Source organism: Cognatundibacterium crateris (assembly GCF_010078235.1).
Taxonomy (GTDB): domain Bacteria; phylum Pseudomonadota; class Gammaproteobacteria; order Burkholderiales; family Burkholderiaceae_D; genus Undibacterium; species Undibacterium crateris.
Genome location: NZ_JAABOS010000001.1, coordinates 25,433 through 50,270 on the forward strand (window position 1 = coordinate 25,433; position 24,838 = coordinate 50,270).

The window sequence follows — 24,838 nt, forward strand, 5'->3', positions numbered from 1 at the left end:
AAACAAATGATAAACAGGATACCAAAAGCAGCTTACACGGCCGAGTTTAAAGAACTGGCCGTTAAACCTGTTTCAGATGGTGAAGCCATCTCTGTAGTTAAAGAAACAAAATCAAGAGAATCTCGCTGCATGACATTCACCTGATGGTGAACTAATTATCTAGTGAAGATCACTCTTGCTGATCAATCGAAAAGCGCCGATAAACTCAACAACAATCTTCGGCATATAGCTATAAAAGGAAAGAGATGGACTCATTTACGATTGCTTGCGACAACATGTTCAGCACTGACGATAACACCGCGCATTTCATCGAGGCCATGTTTAGTGAGAAATTTGATCTCGCTTCTGATTTGCCAGAAATGCTGATCAGAATTCATCCGGCAAAGAAAACGTTATTTGAACATTTACATCGTGAGAATCTACAAGAAAGACCGGGCTCTGAGAGGAACGTCATCGAGTTCAATGTCAATAAATCATCAGGTGGAAGCGAATCTATTCCTTATAGCCGCTTACGAGGCGTGAATCCGAAAAAAGTGATTCGAGAAGTCGACGTTGATGGTTTCGATAACAATGCAAATCCTGTTATTCGAGAGCTAGATAATGGTAGCCTGCGTATTGTGTTTTGCAACTTGCCACCAATCTCCTATACAGGTGATTCCGAGTTTGATATGAATGACTTTGGCAGCAAATTGCTAAAGTCTAGCGAAGCCAGAATTATCTGGGAAGATCGAGATGTTTTTTATGTTTCACATCCGATTCCCGAAACGATAGATGACATCCAGAAATTCATTCAAAACTATAGCGGCACAAAGAATATTACGACTGCAACTACCACTATCAATTCAAAAAGCAAGGCTCCTTTTTGCGAACGTGCGATTGCGTATGTCAAATCGACTCTTGCACCAACCGACACATCCAATTCCCTTGGCACTGTTGACTGCAACTTCTCTCAATTAGTCGATCATCTTTTTACACTATACGTAGTGGACGAACCACAGGGCTTGGTCTTCATTCAAGACTATCATCTGGAAGCAGAAAATATGTCGCATGAAGCGCTACGTGAAATTGGTTTGCAAAATTTGCGATCGCTTTTTCAGAAAGAACTCAAGGTCAAAAAAATGGGCGACATCTTCGGGATATTCGTCAACCATAATTTTGAAGCGAGCGGCCTTTTGTTAGATGAACTCTGGGATCAAATGCTGTGCTCATTGATCGACAACTCTTTTGTGGTGGCCGTACCCTCCCGCGACGTTCTTGCATTTTGTGATAGCCAATCAATAGAAGGAATAAAGACCTTACAAGAAGTCGTTCGTCGCACCTACGCTGAACCAGCAAATCCTAACCATCTTCTCAGTCAGGATCTCTATCAACGTATCGATGGGAAATGGGTAAAATTCAATCCTGCACAGATACAAGATCAACAAGCAGAAGACGATCACTTACAGCAAAAGCTCCGAAAAAATGCGGACAAATTGCGTCAGCTCGTCAAAGAAAAAATGAATGTTGAACTCAATTACGACGCCAAAAGCATTGGCTGGATCAACAGCTACATCGACAAACTTAGTGCAAAAGACGAGCTCAAAAATAAAGATAGCTTAATCCAACTATTGGCAGCATTTTCTGGCGAGTGCTTTGTTCAAAACTATGGTGGAAAATGGTCCACTCAACAAGTGGGCGTCGTCTTGAGGATTGGAGATCGAACTATCGACCCATTTCGTTTAGTCCGTCTGCAAATGGAACGCCAGCTTTCCGACAATCTCAGCGTTTTCAACCTCTATGAAGCAGAAACTGTGCACGATCCACTGGAAAAACAAAAACGCACACACGCTGCGGCGGAAATTCCCGGACTAGATGCAGGTGCCGTTAAACGCTATGTGGTGACGCCGCCGCCTTGGATTGCGAAAGACCCACTAAAAAAGCTCTTTGATAATGTGGAAAACCTACTGCAACACGGTCGAATCGTGTGGGCTACCTTGATACAAGCGAACCGCGTTCTATTTGAATTGGATCCTAAGACTGGCCTAACAGGTGCAGCCGCCGAACTCTTGTATGATCCGACTGGAAATACTTCGGTCGAAGACATGCTCCCAGTGAGCAAAAGCATTTTGCAATTGCATTCAGAGAACGTATCGGACCCTGATCTCAACTACATTAAAGATCACCTTAATGCAGAAGTGACTCGTCTCTTCGGCCATTCCGTGCCCGCATCCTTGTCATCCAAGGGACTCAAAATGTCGAGCACATGGATAGAGCGTTCCTATTTCCCGCATGGCGTTATCGTGCTCCCATATTTTCCGGTGCTAATCTCTGACGACTTCCCAGGCCTGGTTCTGCCAGTGCCGAGTTCGTTCTGGCATCAAGATCTGAAAGATCAGTGGCTTGAGAATTTACCTCAAACGACATCAAGTCAGAAGCCGCAGCGATATGTTCCGCCTGCCGAGATCGCCCATCTGCATCCATTCAGCTTGGTTGAAGAAGGTGCCATTTATCTTCTCGGTAATGATTTTCCGCGAGACTATGAAAAAGCGAAGCTCGCCTTCGAGAAAGCAATTTCACAAGGAAGCACGAGTGCCTATGAGTGGCTAGCAAAAATATACGATGATGGCCTCGGCGTTCTTAAGGACGCTGAACACGCGGCAAAACTCAGAGAGAAAGGAATGGAGTTAAATCAACAAAAGAAAGACGCTGAAACTATTAGCGCAAAAACTAATAATCCTGAAGAGAGCAAAACACAAACGCCAGAGGAGCGACTAAAAGTAGAAATCGAAAAAAATGCCCACGATCCACTGCTACAACTATATCTCACTGGCGTGGCACATTACGAAGGGATTGGTGAAGTCAAGAGTGTCGCGAAAGCTCGTACAATCTGGCAAAAGGGTGCAAAATTGGGGGACCGTAGTAGCATGTATAGTTTGGGTTGCATCTACTTCTTTGGTGAACTAGACAAAGCAGATCGACGTACTGGAATGGGTTATTTTGATGAGGCAGCTAAACGAGGCTGCGAAAACAGCAAACGGCTAATCACCCAACGAAGAAAAACACTACTTGGTTTATACGAATGGGGGTTTCGTAAGAAGAATCTTATCGACTAATAGTTTTGCGGATCTAAGAGTTTCACAAGCAAGACGACAAATCGAACGTAGGAATTACAAACCTTTGTAGACGCACGTGGCGGACTGTCAATGGGGTGAACAGGGTCCTTCGGCAAACTGGAAGCGGTGTTGTCAGGTGCTTGATACTGGAATCGCGAAGCGCTAGATGTCGCGGCGCTTCGCGTATTTCGGTTGTTTCGTAAAGTCGGTAAATCGCTGTCGCAGGCTGGATCAAAAATAAGACCGGGGTCAAGCTATTACAAATAAACATTTAATGAATTTCACCAACACGTGCACTCCAATATCCAGGGCGACGTGACTGATGGGCAACCGCAACAACAATTACTGAAACACACAGGCAGGCGCACAGCCTGCCGCGAAAAAAACACATAAAAAAAGCGAGCACCAGGCTCGCTTTTTTGTGGTTCAGTTTAGCTGTAAATCATGCAGCTTTTTTGGCAGCGACAGCTTCCAGATGAACCGGTGTTTCTATGCCGTTTTCCCATTTCGCGATCACAGCGGCGGCGATGGAGTTGCCGACGGCATTGGTGGCGGAGCGGCCCATGTCGAGGAATTGGTCCACGCCCATGATCAGCAACAGACCGGCTTCAGGAATATTGAACTGATTCAGGGTCGCAGCAATCACCACCAGCGAAGCACGTGGTACGCCAGCCATACCTTTGGAGGTCACCATCAACAGCAGCAGCATGGTGATCTGGGTGCTGGTTGAGAGTTCTATGCCGTAAGCCTGAGCGATGAACAACACTGCGAAAGTGCAATACATCATCGAGCCATCGAGGTTGAACGAGTAACCCATAGGCAGTACGAAGCTGGAGATTTTGCGTTTGACGCCGAATTTGTCCAGTGCATCCAGAATCTTAGGATAAGCGGCTTCCGAGCTCGCGGTAGAGAACGCCAGCAGGAAAGGTTCGCGTATCAAAGTCATCAGACGGAAAATCGATTTGCCGAGGAAGATAAAGCCTGCGAATATCAGCAGCGCCCACAGGATGCCGAGGCCCGCATAGAAACCTGCCATGAACTTGGCGAAGGTAACCAGCACGCCCAGACCCTGAGTTGTGATCACCGAAGCCATTGCGGCGAACACTGCTACCGGTGCCATTTTCATGATGGAGCCAGTGATAGTCAGCATCACGTGTGACAATTCATCAATCACGCCAGTCAGTTTTTTACCGGTTTCACCCATCGCAGCCAGCGCAGAGCCGAAGAACAGCGAAAACACCACGATTTGCAGAATCTCGTTATTTGCCATTGCTTCCATCGGGGATTTTGGTACCAGATGGTTCACGAATTCCTTGAGCGAGAAAGCGGCGGTTTTCAGATTGGTGGCTGTACCTACTTCCGGCAAAGGCAGATTCAGGTTGACGCCTAATTGCAGCGCATTCGATAACAGCATGCCGATAGACAGCGAGACCAGCGAGGCGATAATAAACCAGCCCATGGCTTTCACGCCGATGCGGCCTACCGTCTTGGTGTCGCCCAGATGCGCAATACCGATGGTCAGGGTTGAGAACACCAGCAACGCAATGATCATCTTGATCAGGCGCAGAAAGACATCGGTGAAAATGGAAAAGTAACCTGCCAGTTCGGTCGCAAATTTGCTGCCGGCCCAGGTTTCATGACAGCCATATCCAACCGCGATACCAGCCAGCATCGCGACAAAGATGAGCGGGGTCATCGATTTTTTCTTCATACATGCTCCGTGTGAGAGGCAGATTGCGCTGCGGTCTCGTTATGTTAGGGAATGACGCAATGAGCCTCAGTGGCGACACATTGCATACGCGTTGCGGCACAGCTGAAATTCATGAATCGGGTTGATGAGCGTTCAGGGATACTGCACGCGCGACTTCAGTTCGCCGGGGATGTGGGCGCTGATCCGATTGGTCGGTTTAGTCTGCTTTCCGGACTTCTTCTGAGAGAGTTTGAGGATAAACATAATGGGGTCGCATCATGGCACTAAGCGCAGATGCACCATATTGGGGAAAACCACAATTGCCCGTCGTTTTAAGCGGAAATTTGCGAAAAAAGCAGATGAAATTTGATTTTTGGGGTGTTTTAGAGCTTTTTGCTAAGAAAAAGCCCGGTTTTGACTGCATGCAAGGCCGGGTTGCCTGTATGTAGGCCGTATTCAGTCAGGGAGTCTCAAGCTGCATGCGGCTGCCAGCCGTTTTTGCCTTGCCAGACCGCATCAATACTCAGTCTCTTATTTTGGAATGGTGGTCAGTGTGGTGTAGTGCTGCGCTGTGCAGTCCTGTCCTGTCCTGACCTGTCCTGTCTGGACCTCAGATGTGTGGCTGAGGTCCGGAAAGAAATCTGCGTTCAGACGTTGACGCCGTGGCACTTCTTGTATTTTTTGCCGCTGCCGCAAGGGCAGGGATCATTGCGGCCTATCTTGGCTTCTTTGCGTATGGTCTGGGTGGTATAGGTTTGGCGGAAGTTAGGTTTCTTTTCTTCCTGAAAACTGTCCCACCAGCCCATTTCTTTTTCCACGTCGTGGATATAGCCTTTGCCATGTTCCAGCTCCAGCGCGCGGCTGGCATTGAAGTCGGCTGCAATATGTTCGTTGAACCAGTCCTGATCGCTCATTTGCGGGTCCAGCAATTTGTCGGCGAACCAGCCATTGACCTGCTCCGCCATTTCTTTGGCGCACAATGCGGTGGCGACATCGACGATGGTTTCTAATAAAACCGCATCGCCCTCACTCGCGGTACGACGCTGACTGGCCAGCAGTTCGCCCTGGGCCTGCAGATATTCCAGCAATTCCTGACGTGGATTGTCACCCGCGATCACGCGTACCTGCCAGGCGATCAGCGCAGCGGTGCGCGACCAGATCGAGATGCCGGTATTTTCGAACAGGGTTTTGAGTGGCGCGACATTGCCATCGCAGACTGAGGCCAGGCAACGGCCATAGGTTTCTGTGACCACGTCGCCCATCATGCTCTCTATCACTTCATCGCTATAGCTGCCCATCGCGATCATCGGTGCATAGGCGCTGCTGTCACGCCATGAAGCCAGTAAATGCATCGCATACATATGCAGCATGTACTCGCCGTTTTCGGTGATGGCGGGGGTGGTGGCAACCTGCTGCAAGACTTCTGTCAGGTAAGGCGCGAGTTCGGTTTTATTTTCTTCGGCTTGCGCAATTGCAGCACGCGGAAAAGGGGAGGAAAAAAATTCGAGTTGCTCGCGCAGCGCAGGCCAGATGGAAGACATAATTAACAGATTCGGAAAGTAAAGAGTGGTGCAACTTCAGGCTGACCGGGAAGATCAACATGGTGAAAAACACCTAATCGCCCAGTATAACAGCTGCACCTGTTGAAAATTGTGACATCACCATCTTTTTGGTGGGCTTACTCAGTCTGTTGTCCGGCGTCAGCGTTGCTGCGCTTCCGTACAGACTGAGTGCTGTTTTGCTGATCCTGCCCAGCATCGTAGACATGACACACCAGCGCCGGCAGGAAAGCGCTTATGCATCGGTATTTGTCATTGTCATAAGCAGTGCTGACACTGTATATTTGCACAGATATTCAGACTGCATGATGTACTGACGCCAGGCTGTGGTTAGCCCCACGGCTGGCAGCATCGGGCTAACAGAAGCACAGACCAAAATACTCATATTGTGATGCCTGCAGATGCAGGCAGGGACTAAGCATACAGATGGCTTCAACGATCACTCCCGGACTGATTGCGATACATGGCAATCAGCTCGAACAACTAGGCGCGGCCATCTTCAGCTGGCTGCGGCAGCAACCATTAGACGTGCTGGAACAGGAAACCTTCATCGTGCAATCGAACGGGGTGGCGGAATGGCTCAAGATTTCGCTGGCTGCCGAAAACGGCATTTGCGCCGCGACCCGCGTCATGTTGCCTGCGCGTTTTTTGTGGGAATCCTACCGCAGCGTGCTGGGCCCGCAGGCGGTGGCACGTCGTTCACCGTTTGATAAATCCTCGCTGACCTGGCGACTGATGCATATGCTGCCGCAGTTACTGGCGCAGGAGGTGTTTGCGCCTTTACGCCATTTTCTGGCGGATGGTGCGCCTGAACGGCGTTTGCAACTGGCGCAAAAACTCGCAGATTTGTTTGACGGTTATCAGGTATTCCGTTCTGACTGGCTGGCAGACTGGGATGCCGGGCGCGATGAATTGCGCTGTGCGGCGGGCCCGGCTTTGCCTTTGCCGCCGGATCAGGCCTGGCAGGCAGCCTTGTGGCGCGCAGTGATGCAGAGTGTGGATGAACAGCAGCGCTACGGTGGCCGCGCCCATGTGCATCAGCATTTTTTACAGGCTTTGATGCCAGATGCCGCTTCAGATCTGCAGCCTGCTGCAAAGCCTGATGCAAATCCCACCTTGCCGCGCCGCATCGTGGTGTTTGGCCTGTCTGCACTGCCACGGCAAACGCTGGAAGCACTGGGCGCACTGGCCCAGCACACCCAGGTCGTGATTGCGGTGGCCAATCCCTGCCAGTTTTATTGGGGCGATATTATTCAGGGCAGAGAATTGCTGCGTGCGAACCGCCATCGTCAGGAATTACGCGAAGGCCGCGACCTGAGCCAGATTCCACCTGAAGAATTACACAGCCACAGCCATCCGCTGCTGGCTGCCTGGGGCCGCATGGGACGCGATTTCATCCGCATGCTGGATGAGTTTGACGATGCCAATGCGACCCGCGCGAGTTATCAGAATTTGCGGCTGGATTTATTCAGTGAAGGACCCGGTCAGCATTTGCTGGCACAGGTGCAGGCAGCTATCCGTGATTTGCTGCCGCTGTCTGAGCATGCGCGGCTGCCGCTGGCTGCCGATGACCGTTCTGTGCAATTCCATATCGCCCACAGCGTACAGCGTGAGGTGGAAGTCTTGCATGACCAGCTGTTACTGATGCTGGCGGAAGCGCCGTCCGATGCCGGCGGCAGCGTGCTGCGTCCGCGTGACATCGTGGTGATGGTGCCGGATATCGCGCAGTTCAGCCCGGCGATACAAGCCGTGTTTGACCAATATGGGCGTCAGGATGCACGCTATATTCCGTATGAAATCGCCGATACCACAGAGCGTCAGATTAATCCTTTATATATCGCGCTGGAATGGCTGATGCGCTTGCCGCAGCAGCGTTGTCTGCAAAGTGAAATCCGTGACTTGCTGGATGTGCCTGCGATTGCGACGCGTTTCGGGCTGGAAGAAGCCGACTTGCCGCGTCTGGGCAGCTGGATAGAAGGGGCCGGTGTGCGCTGGGGCCTGGATGCCAGCCATCGTGCCAGCCTGGGGCTGGGGCAGGTCGGTGAGCAAAATAGCTGGCTGTTCGGCGTGCGCCGCATGTTACTCGGCTATGCGAATGGCGATGCGGTCGATTTTGATGCGATCCAGCCTTATCCGGAAATCGCAGGTCTGGATGCGGCGCTGGCCGGTTCGCTGGCCGATATGCTGGATAAGCTGATGGTATGGCGCACCGTACTCAGTGAAGTCGCCACACCGGCCGTGTGGGCACAACGTGCGCGCAGTTTGCTGAGCACCTTTTTTGCGCCTGAATCGGAACGCGACAAGCTGTCGCTGGCGCAACTGGAACAAGCGCTGCAAAGCTGGCTCGACGATTGTGAGATTGCGCAATTTGAGCAGGCGGTGCCGCTGGCAGTCATGCGCGAAGCCTGGCTGGGGCAGGTCGAGGAAAGCAATCTGACCCAGCGTTTTGTATCGGGTGGCGTGACGTTTTGCACGCTGATGCCTATGCGCGCCGTGCCTTTCCGTGTGATTTGTTTGTTAGGCATGAATGACGGCGATTATCCGCGCCGCGCCCAGCATGCCGATTTTGATTTGCTGGCCTTGCCCGGCACCCAGCGTCCGGGTGACCGCTCGCGCCGCGATGATGACCGCTATCTGATGCTGGAAGCCTTGCTGGCAGCGCGTGAACGTCTGTACATCAGCTGGGTGGGGCGCAATATCCGCGACAACTCGGAGCAGCCGCCTTCTGTGCTGGTGGCGCAATTGCGTGATTATCTGGCGGCAGGCTGGGATCTCGATCTGGCCAGTCTGACCAGCGAGCATCCTTTGCAGCCTTTCAGCCGCCGTTATTTTGAAGCCGACGGGCCGCTTACTTTTGCACGTGAATGGCGCGCAGCGCATGAAACCGAGGCGCTCGATTGCCTGGCAGATGGTCACGCGACTACGCTGACTGCGCTGGCCGCGATGGAGTCCGGTTACCGCCTCAATCTGTCTGAATTCAGCCGTTTCATGCGCCAGCCGGTGACGTATTTTTTCCGGCAAAGACTGCAAGTCAGCTTCCCGGAACAACAACTGGTGTCGGCCGATGAAGAGCCGTTCAGTCTGAACCGGCTGGATGAATATCAATTCGCCCAATTGCTGTTGCAGGATGACGGGGATCGCGAAACCCTGGACGATGTGCAGCCTGATATGGAGCGCAAAATAGCGCGCCTGGCGCGTGAAGGCGTATTCCCGGTCGGGCAGATGGGACGGTGGTGGCAGCAGCAGTTGTTGAGCCAGCTGGTGCCGGTACGCCAGCAATGGCTGCGCCTGTGCGCGCGCTATCCGCAGCCAGCCGCCAAACATGCGCTGGCGCTGAGTTTTCCGGCAGTGCAGATCGAGGACTGGCTGGATCAGTTGTGGACTGACGGCGCGCACACCGTGTGGCTTGCGATGTCGCCCGCTAATCTGTGTCAGGCTAAGGGCGAAGAACTGCAGGTACGGCCGGATGCCTGTTTGCCTTACTGGTTGCGGCAGCTGGTGTCGGCAGCCTGTGGTGTGGCCGTTCCTGGTTATCTGGTTGGGCGCGATGCCGTGCTGTATTGCCTGCCGCTGTCACAGCAGGATGCGCTGCAGACGCTGGACAGTGTGCTGGCCTGTTGGCAGCGCGCTTGTCAGCAACCCTTGCCGGTTGCACGCAAAACCGCGTTTGCTTTACTGAGCGGGAAAAATCCTGAAGAGTGCTATGACGGCAGTTACACCACGACCGGTGAAAGTCAGGACCCCTGTCTGCATCGCATGTGGCCCGATTTCGCCGCTTTGTCGGCAGAACCCGATTGGGAAGAACTGAGCCGGACTTTATATCAGCCTGTGCTGGACTGGATACAGAGCGCGGTACAGGTACAGCCGCTGCAGTCTTTGGATGGCGGAGCGACAGAACAAAACACAAATCAGTCAGTCGGGGAGGCTGCATCATGAGTCAGCCTTTACATGCCGTCGATTTTCCTTTGCGCGGCGCGCGTCTGATCGAAGCCAGTGCCGGTACCGGTAAAACCTGGACCATCGCCGCGCTGTATATCCGTCTGGTGCTCGGGCATGGTGGCGAGCATGGATATGGACGTCCCTTGCTGCCGACTGAAATTTTGGTCATGACCTTTACCCGTGCCGCGACCCGTGAATTGTCTGACCGTATCCGTCAGCGCCTGGTGCAGGCCGCTGCGTATTTTCGCGGTGAGCCGGGCGCGGAAGACGATCCGTTTTTGCAGGCCCTCAGCGACAGTTATCGTGAGCCACAGCAAGCGCTGCAAGCCGCCCACCGGCTGATGATGGCGGCTGAAGCAATGGATGAATGCGCGATCTTTACCATCGATGCCTGGTGCCAGCGCATGTTGCGTGAACACGCATTTGACAGCGGCTGCCTGTTCGATGAAGAACTGGTCAGCAGCGAAACCAGTCTGCTCGATGATGCGGTGCGCGACTATTGGCGGCAACAAGTGTATCCGCTGCCCGCGCCCGTATTTGCCCAGGTGGCTGAGGCCTGGGCCGATGTGCACGCCTTGCGCAGCGCGATACCGCCTATGCTGAATTATGCAGAACGTTACGCAGAACTGGGTGCGGCATCGCTCGCTCAACTGTTAGCCACCAAACGCGAAACAGAATTGAGCTGTGCGCAGCAATTGAAAAACCAGTGGCGTGCGCTGCTGGAGGAATTACAGCTGTGGTTAGAAAAGCATAGCGCTATCCTCAATGGCAACCGCTTGCGCAAAACGACGCTGGCGGCATTTTTTGAGAGTGCGCAGCAATGGCTGGATCAGGCGCAGCAACTCAGCCCTGACAGCGGTTTCTGGAATGCCTGCGACAAGTTAAGTGCAGACAATTTGCAGACTTGCTTTAAAAAAGATCAGTCCGCCGCGTTGCCGCAGGCTGCCAGCCTGTTACCCGAATTGAAGGCGGCCTTGCTTGGCTTTGAACCGGTGCAGCATGTGATGCTCAAACATGCGGCAGTGCGGGTGGCCCAGCGCATGCAGCAGCTCAAGCAAATGAACCGTCAGTTTGGCTTTGCCGATATGCTGCAGCGTTTGCGTCTGGCGCTGGAATCCGCCAACGGCACGACGCTGGCGCGCCGTATGAGCAGCCAGTATCCGGTTGCGCTGATTGATGAGTTTCAGGATACCTCGCCCGATCAGTACCGGATTTTTGATTTGCTGTATCGCTTGCATGATGCTGACACGCCGCATGGGATTTTTTTGATTGGCGATCCTAAACAGGCGATTTACGGCTTCCGTGGTGCCGACATCCACAGCTATCTGGATGCGCGGCGTGCCACCAGTGGCCGTCACTATGTGTTGAATACGAATTTCCGTTCCTCGGCTGCGTTGGTGGGGGCGGTGAATCAGTTGTTTGAACTGGCTGAAGGGAATTCTGATCAGCCCGGTTATCCGGCCGGGGCCTTCCGTTACCGCACAGCGCAAGGCAATCCGCTGCCTTTCGAACCCGTGCAAGCGAGAGGCAGGGCAGAGCGTTTCGTTACTGTGGCAGGGTCTCCGTCCGCCATGACGCTCAGTTATGTGCAGCAGGAAATGAGTAAAGACGAACTGCATCAGCATGTGTCTGCCGTTTGCGCCGAACAGATTGTGCGCTTGCTCAATGATGTGGACGCCGGTTTTCTTCAGGATGAACAACTGACGCCGGTGAAACCGGCAGACATCGCGATTCTGGTGCGTGATCGCAGCGAAGCCCGAGCCGTGCGGCATGCTTTGCAACAGCGTGGTGTGGCCAGTGTGTATTTATCGGATAAAGATTCGATTTTCGACAGCGATGAAGCGCGTGACATGCTGTTGTGGCTGCAGGCGATTGCGAACCCTATGCAGGCAGCCACTGCACGTGCCGCCTATGCCACCCGCAGTGCCAATCTGTCGCTGCAGGAACTGGCGACGCTGGTCAGTGATGATCTGGCCTGGGAAGCCAGAACGGAATTGCTTAGACAGATGCATAGTATCTGGCAGCGTCAGGGCATACTCGCGATGCTGCGCCGTTTCATTCACGAGCTGCACTTGCCGGCCACACTGCTGGCGCAAACCGGTGGCGAACGACGACTCACCGATATGCTGCATCTGGCTGAATTATTGCAATCAGCCAGTCAACAATTGGATGGCGAGCAGGCGCTGATACGCTGGCTGGCGGAACAGATTCATGATCCCGCTGACAGTGGGGCCGATGAGCTGGTGTTGCGGCTGGAAAGTGATGCCGAGCTGGTACAGGTCATCACCATCCATAAATCCAAGGGTCTGGAATTCCCTATCGTGTTTTTGCCGTTTGCGGCAGCAGCGCGCCCGGTAGCCCGCCGCGCCGGGAAATTGCTGACCTATACCGATGCCGACGGCGTGACGCAACTGGATCTGACACAAAGCAAGGAAGTATTGGAACTGGCAGATGCAGCGCGGCTGGAGGAAGATTTGCGTTTGCTGTATGTGGCGCTGACGCGGCCCCGGCATGCATTATGGATGGGCGTGACGGCGCAAAAAGGGCGCTTCCAGCATTCTGCACTTGGTTATTTGCTGAATGCGGGGAATGCGACAGAAGCGGGTCAACTCGCGCAACTGCTACAGCCCTTACTCGCTAACAGCGCGATTGCCGTGCAGGATAGCAGTGCGCAGTCCGGCCTGAGCAGGCTGATGCGCCAGCAAGCCGCTCCTGTGTTGCAGGATGCGCCCGTGTACACGTCACAGTTTGAACGCAACTGGAGTGTCGCCAGTTATACCTCGATCACCCGTGGTTTGGGTGAAACCCGGCAAGCGCACAGCGCGCTGATGGAAAAACTGTCAGAAGTCGATGATGCCGCATCCTGGCAGCAAGTACAGGATAGTCCCTGGCACCGTTTTCCACGTGGTCCGGTGCCGGGACAATTTTTGCATGAACAGCTGGAATGGCTGGCCGGCGAAGGCTTTGACTTTGTGCATAGCGAACGCTATCGCGCCGTGATGGAAAAGCGCTGCGAACGCGCAGGCTGGGCGCATAGGCAGGACGATGTGATTGCCTGGCTGGCCGCAGTTTGTAGCCGCGAGCTGCCCGCACTGGCTTGTGCGCTGTCCGGTTTGCAGCAATGTGTGCCTGAAATGGAGTTCTGGTTTCCGGCCAGTGGCTTACTCAGTGCAGAACTGGATCAGCTGTGCCGTCTGCATGTGTTGCCAGGGCTGGCGCGTCCTGCCCTGAGCGAGCGCGATATGCATGGCATGTTGCGCGGTTTTCAGGATCTGGTGTTTTGTCATGAGGGGCGCTATTGGGTGATGGATTACAAGTCTAATACCATAGGGCCGAATGATGCGAGCTATCACAGCCAGGCTTTGCAGCTATGCCTGGTTCACCATCGCTATGATGTACAGGGCGTGCTGTACCTGCTGGCCTTACACCGTTTGCTCAGGCAGCGTCTGGGTGAGGACTATGCGCCGGAACAGCATTTAGGTGGTGCGCTGTTTTACTTCATGCGCGGTGTGGCTCATGCTGACACGGCCGGCTGTATCCGTATCGCGCCGGACGCCGCTTTGCTGACGCAGCTGGATCAGCTGTTTCCAGCCCAAACCAGTTTGTAAGTGAGGCGTCTGATGTCGTCTTTTGTATTCTATTCAGTGAGCCAAGATGTCCAGCTTAGAACTTAACCCGGCCCTGCCGCCGCAATCCCAGCCTCAATCTCAGCCAGTCAATCCCGCGCTGCAGGAAATCGCTGCAGTCACCGCTGCCCAGCATGGCTTACCGGCCGCGCTGGATCAACAACTGGAGCTGCTGATGCAGCAAGGCGAGTTGCGCCGTCTTGGCGTGGCATTTACCCGCTTCGTGGCACAGCTGGGCACAGCCGACCCGGTATTGCTGCTGAGTTGTGTGGTGCTGTCAGAGCTAGAAGGACGCGGGCACAGCTGTCTGCGCATTCCCGATTTATTGAACGATCCGGATGCCTTGCTGGGCTGGCCTGCCGGACAGTGGCAGGCTTTGCAAAACAGCGCCGGACCTTTACCCGCCACTAGCCGTTTGTGGCTGCGTCAACTCGCCGCCTGCAGTCAGGTGTTGCTGGAAGCGGAGTTGGATCACGGTCAGCCTTTGCTGCTGGTCGATGACAGGCTGTATCTGCGCCGTTACTGGAATTATGAATGTGCGGTCGCCAGCGCAGTACAGCGCAAGGCCAGTCAGCCACGCCCGTTGGATTTGCAGCAGGTCAGACAGGGACTGGATTTGCTGTTCGGCGTAGCCAAAAACACAGACGCAGCGCAGACAGTAGATTGGCAAAGAATCGCGTGTGCGATTGCAGTGCGCAGCCATTTCAGCATCATTACCGGCGGCCCCGGTACCGGTAAAACCTATACCGTGGCGCGTTTGCTGGCATTGCTGTTTTCTTTATCTGCGCAGGCAGAGCAATTGCGCATCGTGCTGGCTGCACCGACCGGCAAGGCTGCCGCGCGTCTGAAGCAGGCGATAGACCATGCCTTATCCGGGCTGGCAGAAAAAATGCAGGGCCAACTGCCGCTGACTGAACTGGCGGCGCGCATGGCACCGGCAGCGACTTTGCACAGCTTGCTGGGTGCGCGTCCCGATACCCGCAGCTTCCGCCACCATGCGGGTAATCCGCTCGATGTCGATGTGCTGATTGTGGATGAGGCTTCGATGGTGCATCTGGAAATGATGGCGGCTATTCTGGATGCCTTGCCACCGCATGCAATGCTGATTTTACTCGGTGATAAAGACCAGCTGGCCTCGGTAGAAGCCGGTGCGGTACTTGGCGATTTGTGTCAAAACGCGAGTGCCGGTGCCTATCTGCCTGAAACCGCTGCCTATGTGCAGGCCGCCAGCGGCCAGCAACTGCCAGCGGCGATGCTGCATGGTCAGTCCACACTGGCGCAGCAAACCGTGATGCTGCGTGAGAGTCGCCGTTTCGGTGGCCCCATCGGTCAGCTTGCGCTCGCAGTCAATGCGGGTGAGGTAGCGGCCAGCAGCCACTTACTGCAGACCGATAACAGCGGCATGCTGAGCTGGTATGCGCAGGCGCAATTGCCCGCCTTGTTGCAACTGGCGCTGGCTGGCCGTGCCGGGGTGGAGGACAGTTATCTGCCTTATCTGCAATTGTTGCAAGCTGCGCCGGTGTTGCAGCCTGGCGCTGCAGATGGCGGCGCAGATGGTGGCAATGAGGAAGGCTATCTGGCCTGGGTAAAGCAAGTGCTGCTCGCGTTTGACCGCTTCCGCATCCTGTGTGCGGTACGTGAAGGCGAGTGGGGCGTGGCCGGTGTGAATGCGCTGATCGAGCAAGCCTTGATTGCACAGCGCTGGATACAAAAACGCAGCGACTGGTATGCCGGACGTCCGGTCATGATTACGCGGAATGACTATGGCCTGGGTGTATTTAACGGCGATATCGGCATGACCCTGCCTGACCCGCGACGTCCTGATTCGCTGCGTGTATATTTTCTGCAGGGTGAGCAGGTGCGCAGTGTACTCGCAACCCGATTGGCCGATGTGGAAACTGCCTTCGCGATGACAGTACACAAATCCCAGGGCTCGGAATTCTCACACGTCGCACTGGTCTTGCCCGGGCAGGGCGGCAGCTTACTGGCAAGAGAATTGCTATACACCGGCATCACCCGCGCGCGCCAGTTCTTCACACTGCTGACACCACAGCCTGGTGTTTTTGGCGATGCTTTGCAGCGCCAGACTAAGCGTGTGAGTGGCTTATCAGCCTTGTTGTCTTAAATGCTCTTGCTTGTTTTGGCTGATCAACTGAGATGTGACGAGTCCGGCACCGCGCAGGCAGCACCGGACTCAGATCATTGAGCGCAAAAAATCAAACAGCAGCTAATGCAGCGCGTACATAGTCGCTGAGCGGGGTGGTCGGGCGGCCCAGCAGTGCAGACAGTTGTTTGCTGTCGTCAAACAAGACGCCTTTGGCGGCTTCCACATCCCAGCCTGCGATGCCGTTTGCCCAGACTTCCGGTAAGCCAGCTTGCAGCAGGATGGCGGCGAATTCTTGTTCTGGCAGCGAATGATATGGAATCGTTTTGCCGGTTTGTGCAGAGATTTCCTGTGCGATTTCAGTCATGGTTGGCGCGCTGTCACCAGCCAGTTCATAGCTGAGTCCTGCATGGGCGGCCGGGTTAGCCAGTACGATGGCAGCGGCTTCGGCGTAATCGGTGCGCGGTGCCAGCGACAATTTGCCATCGGCTGCGCTGCCGGCCAGTGCGCCATGTGCAATGGCGGGTGCCAGATTGCCGGTGTAATTTTCTGCATACCAGCCATTGCGTAATATCGTATAGCTGAGTCCGGATGTCTTGATCAGTTGTTCAGTTTCAAAATGCTCGGGTGCCAGGTTCAGGCTGGAGCGGTCTGCATGCAACAGGCTGGTATAGACCAGATGACGCACGCCAGCCAGTTTGGCCGCTTCTATCACATTGCGGTGTTGCGCCAGGCGTTGGCCCAGTTCATTGCCGGAAATCAGTAGCAGAGTATCCACGCCTGTCAGTGCCAGTTGCAGGGTGGCGGCATCGCTGCTGTAGTCTGCTGCTTTGACTGCGACGCCGAGGTCGGCGGCTTTTTCCGGTGAGCGTACCAGCGCCAGGATGTCGCTGTTGGCGACGCGTGTGCTGAGGTGTTGAATGACGAGACGTCCGAGTTGGCCGTTAGCGGCTGTGATTGCGATAGTCATGGCTTTTTCCTTGAATGAGATAAACGAGTGGCTATGGTCCGGGTGCTTGCATCCGGCACTGAAATCATTGTACGATTCGCGCTAACTTTTCGTAAGTACTTACATAAAGGTAAGTGATAACATGAATAAACCACCAAAAAAACCGGCTGATACTGCAGAGCGCCTGCCCTTGTCGGAGGCGGTAAGGCGTGGCGATTTGCTGATGGAAGCATGTCCTTCGCGCGATGTGCTCAAACATGTGACCAGCCGCTGGGGCGTGCTCATTCTGATGGTGCTGGAAAACGGAACGCATCGTTTTTCTGAACTCAGGCGCGCGGTTGGCGGTGTCAGCGAGCGCATGTTGGCGCAGACCTTGCAATGGCTGGAAGCAGATGGCTTAATTCTGCGTGAGGCAAAAGATGTGGTGCCACCGCATGTGGAATACAGCCTCACACCACTGGGGCAGGAAGCTGCAGAAAAAGTACGGGTGCTGGCAGACTGGATAGAAATCCGTATTGGCGATGTGCTGGCCGCACGTGAACGCCATGAAGCGCAGCCGGTATCCACCCGCAATCGTGCCAAATAATTTGAATGTCCAAACCGGGAGTGAGTATGTGTAATGAACAAACCGCAGCAGCCCTAGACGACGCATCGAATGCAGCGCAGTCAGCACAATCAGCACAATCAGCCGCAGCTGACTGGCGCGCTGCCATCGCGCCACAATGGCAGTCGCATGGCGTAGAGCTGACGCAGAGCGAGGTCGTGATCGATACGCCGGATGGCAAGATGGATGCCTGCTTTGTGCATCCGGCTAAGGGCAGCCATCCGGCCGTGTTGCTGTGGCCGGACATCGCCGGTCTGCGTGAAGCGAAACGCATCATGGCAGCACGGCTGGCCGCTGCAGGCTATGCAGTGCTGGTGCTGAATCACTATTATCGCGATGCGCCAGCGCCGCTGTATGTGGAATTCAGCGACTGGCTGGCTGACCGTGATTCGGCCTGGCCACGGGTGGCAAGAATACGTCCGGCTGGTATCGCGGCGGATACGCAGGCGGCGCTGGCTTTTCTGGATGGGCAGGCGGCGGTTGACCATAGCAAAAAAATCGCCAGCATCGGTTATTGTCTGGGGGCGGCGTTTGCGCTGCGTGCAGCAGCGGCAGCGCCTGAACGCATCCATGCCGCGGTCTCGTTTCATGGCGCATTTTTGATTACCAATCTGGCCGATAGCCCGCATCGCCTGTTTGCGCAGATGGCGCCCGGTGTCAGCCTGTTGCTGGCGATAGGCGAGGATGATCATGCACAGCAACCCGAACATCAGGCCATCCTGCAGCAGGCTGCGCAGGATGCGGGCAGGGCGGCACAGGTGACGGTGTTCCCGGCTCAGCATGGCTGGTGTGTGATCGATATGCCGCGTTACGATGCACAGCAGTCGGAACTCGCGTGGCAGCAAATGCTGGCCTGCTTTGCGCGCGGCGGGGTGGCCTGAGGTCCTTGCTGATTAGTGATTAATCTCTGAAGCAGCAAGCTGCGGGTGTTGAGTCCGGTTCTGATTCTGAACCCGACTCACCACCCGCAAATTTTTTTCATCACTATTTTTTTGGTGTTCCTTAAAAGTGACGTTTACGTAAACGTCAATCGGTGTTATTGTTTTCTGCATCAGGTGCTGCGCGTTCGTTCTGGATGCGACAGTTAAACGGGAAAGCGGTGCGTCTTTACACAGACTATGCCGCTGCTGCCCCCGCAACGGTAAGTAAGTGTGGTTGTCACTCTGTGCCACTGGTCGACAGACTGGGAAGGCGTGACAGCAAGTCTTACGAGCCCGGATACCGGCCTGATGATCTGTAGCGAATCGCGGGTTGGCGATCAGGCTGCAACGGCATCATGGCGATGCGGTTGGCGTCTGCGTCTCACGCTGTTCTCTGAGGTCGCGGTCTGGCACGGTGGGTGCTGGCCGTGGCGCACAATTTTTTCCCTTGCTGCGCTTTCAGTCAGGTCACCGAAGCTGTGTTGCTTCGTGTCGCTTCGTGTCAGCACACGTCCGCACACGTCCGCACACGCGCCGGTGACTTTTATCGCTAATTTCTGTGCCAAGCACAGTGACGATGTAAAGGAAGCTGAGATGACCCATCCTGCCGTATCCCCTGTAAATTCCGTATCTTCCGCTGCGCATTCCGGCAGCACCGTGCCGGCTATTCCACTGTTGATTAATGGCGAATTCGTGCAATCGCGCAGCACAGAGTGGCGCGATATCGTTAACCCTGCCACGCAAGAAGTGCTGGCGCGCGTGCCGTTTGCGACGCCGGAAGAAACTGATGCCGCGATCAATGCCGCGCATCAGGCCTTTCAACACTGGCGCAAAACGCCTATCGGTGCGCGTGCGCGCATCTTCCTGCGCTATCAGCAACTGATACGCGACAACATGAAGCAACTGGCGGCGATGCTGACTGCGGAACAGGGCAAAACCCTGGCCGATGCGGAAGGCGATATTTTCCGCGGGCTGGAAGTGGTGGAGCACGCAGCCAATATCGGCAATCTGCAAATGGGCGAGCTGGCCAATAACGTCGCGAATGGTGTCGATACCTATACCTTGTTGCAGCCCATCGGTGTGTGTGCCGGGATTACGCCGTTTAATTTTCCGGCCATGATACCGCTCTGGATGTTCCCTATGGCTATCGCCTGCGGTAACACCTTTGTGCTGAAACCGTCTGAACAAGATCCTATGGTGACCATGCGTCTGGTCGAGCTGGCGCTGGAAGCCGGTGTGCCAGCCGGTGTGCTGAACGTGGTGCATGGCGGCGAGCAGGTGGTGAATGCCTTGTGTGATCATGCGCATATCCGTGCACTGTCCTTTGTCGGCTCGGGTCGTGTGGGGCAGCATGTGTATCAGCGTGCCAGCCTGAATGGCAAACGCGTGCAATGCATGATGGCGGCTAAAAATCATGCGGTGGTGATGCCGGATGCAAACCGTGCCCAGACCATCAATAGTCTGGTGGGGGCGGCGTTTGGTGCGGCCGGTCAGCGTTGTATGGCGGTCTCGGTGGCGGTGTTGGTCGGAGCAGCGCGTGAATGGCTGCCGGATCTGATCGAAGTAGCGCGCACCCTCAAAGTCAGCGCCGGTACGGAGGCCGGTACCGATATTGGGCCCGTCATTTCACGCAACGCAGCGGACCGCGTGGCGACCCTGATAGAGCGTGGTGTGCAGCAGGGTGCCAGGCTGGAACTGGATGGGCGCAACCCGCAAGTACCTGGCTATGAAAAGGGCAATTTCTTTGGCCCCACGCTGTTTTCCGGGGTGCGTCCCGGCATGGATATCTATGAACAGGAAATCTTCGGCCCGGTCTTATGCGTGATGGAAGCCGAGAATCTGGCGCAGGCTATCGCGCTGATCAATGCCAGCCCGTATGGTAACGGCACTGCGATTTTCACCCAGTCGGGTGCGGCGGCACGTCAGTTTCAGGAAGAGATTGATGTCGGTCAGGTCGGTATTAATGTGCCGATTCCGGTGCCGGTACCTTTGTTCTCGTTTACCGGTTCGCGCGGCTCCAAGCTCGGTGATCTGGGCCCTTACGGCAAGCAGGTCATCAGCTTTTATACCCAGACTAAAACCGTGACTCAGCGCTGGTTTGACGACAGCCAGGCTGGTGCTGGTGTGAACACCACCATCTCTTTGAAGTGAATGGGTGAGTGCGATGAATTTCGATCTCAACCAGGAACAGCGCGCGTTTCAGGACGCGGCGCGCAGTTTCGCTGAATCAGAGTTACAACCGCTGGCGGCTCAATGGGATGCGGAAGGGTTTTTTCCGCGTGCCGTGATAGAAAAAGCCGGTGACATGGGCTTTTGCGGCCTGTATTCGCCCGAAAGCGCAGGCGGACTGGGCTTGTCACGACTCGATGCCAGCATCATTTTTGAAGAGCTGGCAGCAGCTGATCCATCCACCACCGCCTATCTGAGCATACACAATATGGCGACCTGGATGCTGTGCAGCTGGGGCAGTGCAGCCGTGCGCGAACGTTGGGCCAGCGCGCTGACCTCGGGCCGCCAGCTGGCTTCGTATTGCCTGACCGAGCCGGGTGCAGGTTCCGATGCGGCAGCCCTGCGTACCAAGGCCAGCGCGGTTGATGGCGGTTACCGTATCAACGGTGCCAAGGCGTTTATCTCTGGCGCCGGTGCTTCCGATGTGCTGATCGTGATGGCGCGCACCGGTGAGGCGGGTGCGGCCGGTATCTCGGCATTTGTGGTGCCGGCGGACAGCGCCGGTATCAGCTATGGCCGGCTGGAAGAAAAACTGGGCTGGCATAGTCAACCTACGCGTGCGGTGTTTTTTGAAGATGTGTGGGTACCGCAGGATCATTTGCTGGGTGAGGCTGGCCAAGGCTTCCGGCTTGCTATGCGCGGACTGGATGGTGGCCGTATCAATATCGCTGCCTGTTCTATCGGTGCCGCACAGGGCGCGCTGAATGCAGCGCAAAACTATGTGCGTGAACGGCGTCAGTTTGGCCATCTGCTGGCAGATTTTCAGTCTGTGCAATTCAAACTGGCAGACATGCTGACTGATCTGATTGCGGCACGTCAGTTAGTCCGTATGGCGGCGGTCAAACTGGATGAACAGGCGGTGCATGCGACAGCCTATTGCGCCATGGCCAAGCGCTTTGCCACCGACGTCGGTTTCCAAGTCTGCGATGAAGCGATGCAGATTTGCGGCGGCAATGGCTATATCCGCGAATACCCGCTGGAACGCCTGATGCGCGATGCACGCGCCCACAAAATCGTGGAAGGCACCAATGAAATCATGCGCTCCATTATTGCGCGTCAATTCCTCAACACCCTGAGTACCGGAGAACTGCGATGAATCACTACCATAATCTGCAAGTCCAGCTTGAACAGCATACTGCGCTGATCAGCTTGCACAATCCACCCGCCAATACCTTCACGCGTGAAGGCCTGATGGCGCTGACCCAGTTAGTGCATGACCTGAATGCGCGACCAGAGATCACTAGCCTGATCTTAGCCGGCAGCGGGCAAAAGTTTTTTTCTGCGGGCGCGGATTTGCAGGCCTTCGCATCTGGCGACAAAGCGCTGGCACGCGAAATGGCGCGCCGCTTTGGTGAGGCCTTCGAAGCACTGGCGGCTTTTCGCGGGGTGTCGATTGCCGCGATTAATGGCTATGCCATGGGCGGCGGGCTGGAATGCGCGCTGGCCTGTGATATCCGTATCGCAGAAACCCAGGTCGTGCTGGCCTTGCCGGAAGCTACCGTCGGTTTGCTGCCTTGTGCCGGTGGTACCCAGCATCTGAGCTGGCTGGTTGGTGAAGCCTGGGCCAAACGCCTGATCTTGCTGGGTGAACGCATCGACGCCGCGACTGCCTTGCGTATCGGTCTGGTACAGGAAGTGGTGGATAGCGGCATGGCCAGCGAGCGTGCGCAGCAACTGGCGGCCCTGGCTGCTAAACAAAGCCCGCGCAGTCTGCGCACTTGCAAGCAATTGATACAGGGTGCACGCAGCCAGCCGGTACAACACATGCTGGTGCAGGAGCGTGAAGCCTTTGTGGATTTGTTTGACGGGCCGGATCAGGCCGAGGGTGTGCAGGCGTTTTTAGAAAAACGTCAGCCTAACTGGAGTTATCAATGATGGAGGCTAAGGTGATGAATGATAAGGCTATGGATGTCGTCTTATTTGAAGAGCGCGTGTGTGCCGATGGCAAGCGGCTGGCGATCGCAACCCTGAACGTGCCTGCGACCTTAAACGCCTTATCGCTGCCTATGGTGCAGCTGCTGACTGCGCGCCTGAAGCAATGGGCCAGCGACCCGCAGATTGCGCTGGTGCTGTTGCAAGCGAGTGGTGATAAAGCCTTTTGTGCTGGCGGCGATTTACAACAGCTGTATCAGTCTATGCGCACGCATCATGCCTCGGCTGCAGCGGATGATTGCTGCGCGAATGCGTATGCGGCAGAATTTTTTGCGAGTGAATACCAGCTCGATTATCTGATACACCGTTATCCCAAACCTGTGCTGTGCTGGGCGCATGGCGTGGTGATGGGCGGCGGTGTGGGTTTGATGATGGGCGCCAGCCATAAAGTGGTGACTGAAGCGACCCGCTTTGCGATGCCAGAAGCCGCGATAGGCTTATTCCCGGATGTCGGTGGCTCCTGGATGCTGTCACGCCTACCCGGCAAAATTGGCTTGTTTCTGGCACTGACCGGCGCCCAGCTACGCAGCGCCGACTGTCTGTATGCGGGCATCGCTGATTACGCAATTCCACATGCGAGCCGTGAGCAACTGATCGGCGCTATCCTGCGCCAGGGTTGGAGCATTTCACCATTTGAAGCGGCTCAGCAATTGAGCCAGCTGCTGCATAGTGTCGCCATGCCGGAAGCCGTATTGGCCGGGTCTTTGCAAGAAGCAGCTACATTGATAGATCGTTTGTGTGAGGGCGGGAATTGGCAACAGGTCGTGCAGAAACTGCGTGACCATGCATACACTGACCCTTGGTTGCAGAAAGCCGCAGCCAGCCTGCATAAGGCCGCACCTTTGTCGCTGGCGCTGGCCTGGGAAGCGCAGCGGCGTGCAGCTACCATGTCGCTGGAACAGGTGTTTCAGATGGAATATGTGCTGGCTTTACGCTGTGCCGCTCACAGTGATTTTGCAGAAGGGATTCGCGCTTTACTGATAGACAAAGACGGTAAGCCGCAATGGCAGCCTGCCGATCTGCGGCAACTGACGGCAGCCCACATGGAGGCGCTGGTGGCGGCCATGTTTGCCGCGCCAGACTGGCCTCAGCATCCGCTACAAGACTTAAATCAGCTGCAAGTGTTGGGGCAGCACATTGAGCACATTAACCTGGAGGAGCAAGCAGCATGAGTCAGATTGCATTTATCGGTTTAGGCAATATGGGTGCGCCGATGGCGCTGAATTTACTCAAGGCCGGACATAGCCTCAGGGTGTATGACTTATCGGCTGCAGCTATGGATAAGCTGGCCAGCGCGGGTGCGCAGTGTGCCAGTTCCGCCGCCGATGCGGTGGTTGAAGCGGAGGTGGTGATTTCCATGCTGCCAGCGAGCCGCCATGTCGAAGCCCTGTATTTTGGTGCCAAGAATAGCCCCGGCATACTGGGGCTGATCGCAGACGATGCACTGGTTTTGGATTGCAGCACAATCGCGCCGCAGACTGCGATACAGCTGGCCAGCGCGGCGGCGGAGCGTGGCCTGAGTTTGCTCGATGCGCCGGTTTCAGGCGGCACTGCCGGTGCGGCCGCAGGCACGCTGACCTTCATGGTGGGCGGCTTGCTCAATGATCTGGAACGCGCGCGTCCTATACTGTCCGCAATGGGAAAAAACATTTTTCATGCAGGCAGTTATGGCGCAGGTCAGACTGCAAAAATCTGCAATAACATGTTATTGGGCATACTGATGGCGGGTACCGCCGAGGCGCTGGCGCTGGGTGTGGCGAACGGGCTGGATGCGCATGTGCTGTCGGATATCATGCGTCAGAGTTCAGGCCGTAACTGGGCGCTGGAATTGTATAACCCTTGTCCCGGTGTGATGGATAATGTGCCCGCATCACGCGGCTACAGCGGTGGTTTTGGGGTAGATCTGATGTTGAAGGATCTGGGCCTGGCTGCAGAATCAGCACGCACGGTACAGGCCGCAGTGCCGCTGGGTGAGCTGGCGCGGAATCTGTATGCTTTACACAGTCAGCAAGGCGCGGGCGCTTTAGATTTTTCCAGCATTTACAGCTTGCTGGCGCCTAAGACTGAGGGCTGAGGACTTAAGCGGTTCATCAGTTTGACTGATTTGTGAGCACCTGAGTCCGCAAGCTTGTGGATACTCAGGTGCTCAGGTACGCAGATGTTCAGCTTTTTAAGTACAGATTATTTCAAATGC

15 protein-coding genes and 1 riboswitch are annotated in these 24,838 nt (G+C 55.3%); of the genes, 12 read left to right on the top strand and 3 right to left on the bottom strand.

The features are described from left to right. Nucleotides 1–245 precede the first annotated feature (245 nt). The gene (locus EYB48_RS00115; RefSeq protein WP_162018264.1) at nt 246–3,092 is read left to right on the top strand and encodes a DUF1444 family protein; all 2,847 of its coding nucleotides are present in this window, start codon (nt 246–248) and stop codon (nt 3,090–3,092) included. 442 nt (nt 3,093–3,534) lie between these two features. Here EYB48_RS00115 and EYB48_RS00120 read toward each other — a convergent pair whose 3' ends face one another. After that, nucleotides 3,535–4,803: a dicarboxylate/amino acid:cation symporter gene (locus EYB48_RS00120; protein ID WP_162018265.1), complete on the bottom strand. Its 1,269-nt coding sequence runs from the start codon at nt 4,801–4,803 to the stop codon at nt 3,535–3,537. A 257-nt stretch (nt 4,804–5,060) separates the two neighbouring features. Here EYB48_RS00120 and EYB48_RS00125 point away from each other — a divergent pair, with 257 nt between their 5' ends. Continuing rightward, nucleotides 5,061–5,231 (top strand): hypothetical protein, encoded by a 171-nt coding sequence (locus EYB48_RS00125; protein ID WP_162018266.1) that lies wholly within the window; start codon nt 5,061–5,063, stop codon nt 5,229–5,231. A gap of 198 nt (nt 5,232–5,429) precedes the next feature. Here the strand turns inward: EYB48_RS00125 and EYB48_RS00130 are convergent, their stop codons facing one another. Next, nucleotides 5,430–6,323, bottom strand: coding sequence for a DUF1186 domain-containing protein (locus EYB48_RS00130; RefSeq protein ID WP_162018814.1), 894 nt, complete (start codon nt 6,321–6,323; stop codon nt 5,430–5,432). 444 nt (nt 6,324–6,767) lie between these two features. Here EYB48_RS00130 and recC point away from each other — a divergent pair, with 444 nt between their 5' ends. Genes recC through recD form a run of 3 tightly spaced genes read left to right on the top strand, consistent with a single transcriptional unit; the run spans nt 6,768 to nt 16,031 of the window. Further along, the gene (gene recC, locus EYB48_RS00135; RefSeq protein ID WP_162018267.1) at nt 6,768–10,277 is read left to right on the top strand and encodes an exodeoxyribonuclease V subunit gamma; all 3,510 of its coding nucleotides are present in this window, start codon (nt 6,768–6,770) and stop codon (nt 10,275–10,277) included. Next, nucleotides 10,274–13,888, top strand: coding sequence for an exodeoxyribonuclease V subunit beta (gene recB, locus EYB48_RS00140; RefSeq protein WP_162018268.1), 3,615 nt, complete (start codon nt 10,274–10,276; stop codon nt 13,886–13,888). The genes recC and recB overlap by 4 nt, the downstream gene beginning before the upstream one ends. 46 nt (nt 13,889–13,934) lie before the next feature. Further along, entirely contained in the window at nt 13,935–16,031 is a 2,097-nt protein-coding gene (gene recD / locus EYB48_RS00145) for an exodeoxyribonuclease V subunit alpha (protein ID WP_202927616.1), read from the top strand. 91 nt (nt 16,032–16,122) lie between these two features. Here the strand turns inward: recD and EYB48_RS00150 are convergent, their stop codons facing one another. Beyond that, a complete protein-coding gene (locus tag EYB48_RS00150) occupies nt 16,123–16,980 on the bottom strand; it encodes an SDR family oxidoreductase (protein ID WP_162018269.1) in 858 nt (285 codons plus the stop codon). Nucleotides 16,981–17,101: 121 nt separating this feature from the next. Here EYB48_RS00150 and EYB48_RS00155 point away from each other — a divergent pair, with 121 nt between their 5' ends. From EYB48_RS00155 to mmsB, 7 genes are all read left to right on the top strand, one after another. Further along, the gene (locus EYB48_RS00155; protein WP_162018270.1) at nt 17,102–17,545 is read left to right on the top strand and encodes a winged helix-turn-helix transcriptional regulator; all 444 of its coding nucleotides are present in this window, start codon (nt 17,102–17,104) and stop codon (nt 17,543–17,545) included. A 26-nt stretch (nt 17,546–17,571) separates the two neighbouring features. Beyond that, nucleotides 17,572–18,444, top strand: a complete 873-nt coding sequence (locus tag EYB48_RS00160) for a dienelactone hydrolase family protein (RefSeq protein WP_162018271.1) — start codon at nt 17,572–17,574, stop codon at nt 18,442–18,444. 155 nt (nt 18,445–18,599) lie between these two features. Continuing rightward, nucleotides 18,600–18,807: riboswitch (cobalamin riboswitch) on the top strand. 270 nt (nt 18,808–19,077) lie between these two features. Next, the gene (locus EYB48_RS00165) at nt 19,078–20,634 is read left to right on the top strand and encodes a CoA-acylating methylmalonate-semialdehyde dehydrogenase (protein WP_162018272.1); all 1,557 of its coding nucleotides are present in this window, start codon (nt 19,078–19,080) and stop codon (nt 20,632–20,634) included. A 13-nt stretch (nt 20,635–20,647) separates the two neighbouring features. Beyond that, nucleotides 20,648–21,808 carry an acyl-CoA dehydrogenase family protein gene (locus EYB48_RS00170; protein ID WP_162018273.1) on the top strand — a complete coding sequence of 387 codons (1,161 nt, stop codon included), beginning with the start codon at nt 20,648–20,650 and terminating at the stop codon, nt 21,806–21,808. Further along, nucleotides 21,805–22,587, top strand: coding sequence for an enoyl-CoA hydratase (locus tag EYB48_RS00175; RefSeq protein WP_162018274.1), 783 nt, complete (start codon nt 21,805–21,807; stop codon nt 22,585–22,587). The genes EYB48_RS00170 and EYB48_RS00175 overlap by 4 nt, the downstream gene beginning before the upstream one ends. Then, nucleotides 22,584–23,816 carry an enoyl-CoA hydratase/isomerase family protein gene (locus EYB48_RS00180; RefSeq protein ID WP_235934804.1) on the top strand — a complete coding sequence of 411 codons (1,233 nt, stop codon included), beginning with the start codon at nt 22,584–22,586 and terminating at the stop codon, nt 23,814–23,816. Before EYB48_RS00175 ends, EYB48_RS00180 begins: the two co-directional genes overlap by 4 nt. Further along, nucleotides 23,813–24,718: a 3-hydroxyisobutyrate dehydrogenase gene (gene mmsB / locus EYB48_RS00185; protein ID WP_162018275.1), complete on the top strand. Its 906-nt coding sequence runs from the start codon at nt 23,813–23,815 to the stop codon at nt 24,716–24,718. The genes EYB48_RS00180 and mmsB overlap by 4 nt, the downstream gene beginning before the upstream one ends. The last annotated feature ends 120 nt before the right edge of the window (nt 24,719–24,838 follow it).

What these genes read in the sequence shown, in the direction of transcription:
- EYB48_RS00115 (WP_162018264.1), top strand. Translation starts at nt 246, where the DNA reads ATGGACTCATTTACGATTGCTTGCGACAACATGTTCAGCACTGACGAT.
- EYB48_RS00120 (WP_162018265.1), bottom strand. Translation starts at nt 4,803, where the DNA reads ATGAAGAAAAAATCGATGACCCCGCTCATCTTTGTCGCGATGCTGGCT.
- EYB48_RS00125 (WP_162018266.1), top strand. Translation starts at nt 5,061, where the DNA reads ATGGCACTAAGCGCAGATGCACCATATTGGGGAAAACCACAATTGCCC.
- EYB48_RS00130 (WP_162018814.1), bottom strand. Translation starts at nt 6,323, where the DNA reads ATGTCTTCCATCTGGCCTGCGCTGCGCGAGCAACTCGAATTTTTTTCC.
- recC (WP_162018267.1), top strand. Translation starts at nt 6,768, where the DNA reads ATGGCTTCAACGATCACTCCCGGACTGATTGCGATACATGGCAATCAG.
- recB (WP_162018268.1), top strand. Translation starts at nt 10,274, where the DNA reads ATGAGTCAGCCTTTACATGCCGTCGATTTTCCTTTGCGCGGCGCGCGT.
- recD (WP_202927616.1), top strand. Translation starts at nt 13,935, where the DNA reads ATGTCCAGCTTAGAACTTAACCCGGCCCTGCCGCCGCAATCCCAGCCT.
- EYB48_RS00150 (WP_162018269.1), bottom strand. Translation starts at nt 16,980, where the DNA reads ATGACTATCGCAATCACAGCCGCTAACGGCCAACTCGGACGTCTCGTC.
- EYB48_RS00155 (WP_162018270.1), top strand. Translation starts at nt 17,102, where the DNA reads ATGAATAAACCACCAAAAAAACCGGCTGATACTGCAGAGCGCCTGCCC.
- EYB48_RS00160 (WP_162018271.1), top strand. Translation starts at nt 17,572, where the DNA reads ATGTGTAATGAACAAACCGCAGCAGCCCTAGACGACGCATCGAATGCA.
- EYB48_RS00165 (WP_162018272.1), top strand. Translation starts at nt 19,078, where the DNA reads ATGACCCATCCTGCCGTATCCCCTGTAAATTCCGTATCTTCCGCTGCG.
- EYB48_RS00170 (WP_162018273.1), top strand. Translation starts at nt 20,648, where the DNA reads ATGAATTTCGATCTCAACCAGGAACAGCGCGCGTTTCAGGACGCGGCG.
- EYB48_RS00175 (WP_162018274.1), top strand. Translation starts at nt 21,805, where the DNA reads ATGAATCACTACCATAATCTGCAAGTCCAGCTTGAACAGCATACTGCG.
- EYB48_RS00180 (WP_235934804.1), top strand. Translation starts at nt 22,584, where the DNA reads ATGATGGAGGCTAAGGTGATGAATGATAAGGCTATGGATGTCGTCTTA.
- mmsB (WP_162018275.1), top strand. Translation starts at nt 23,813, where the DNA reads ATGAGTCAGATTGCATTTATCGGTTTAGGCAATATGGGTGCGCCGATG.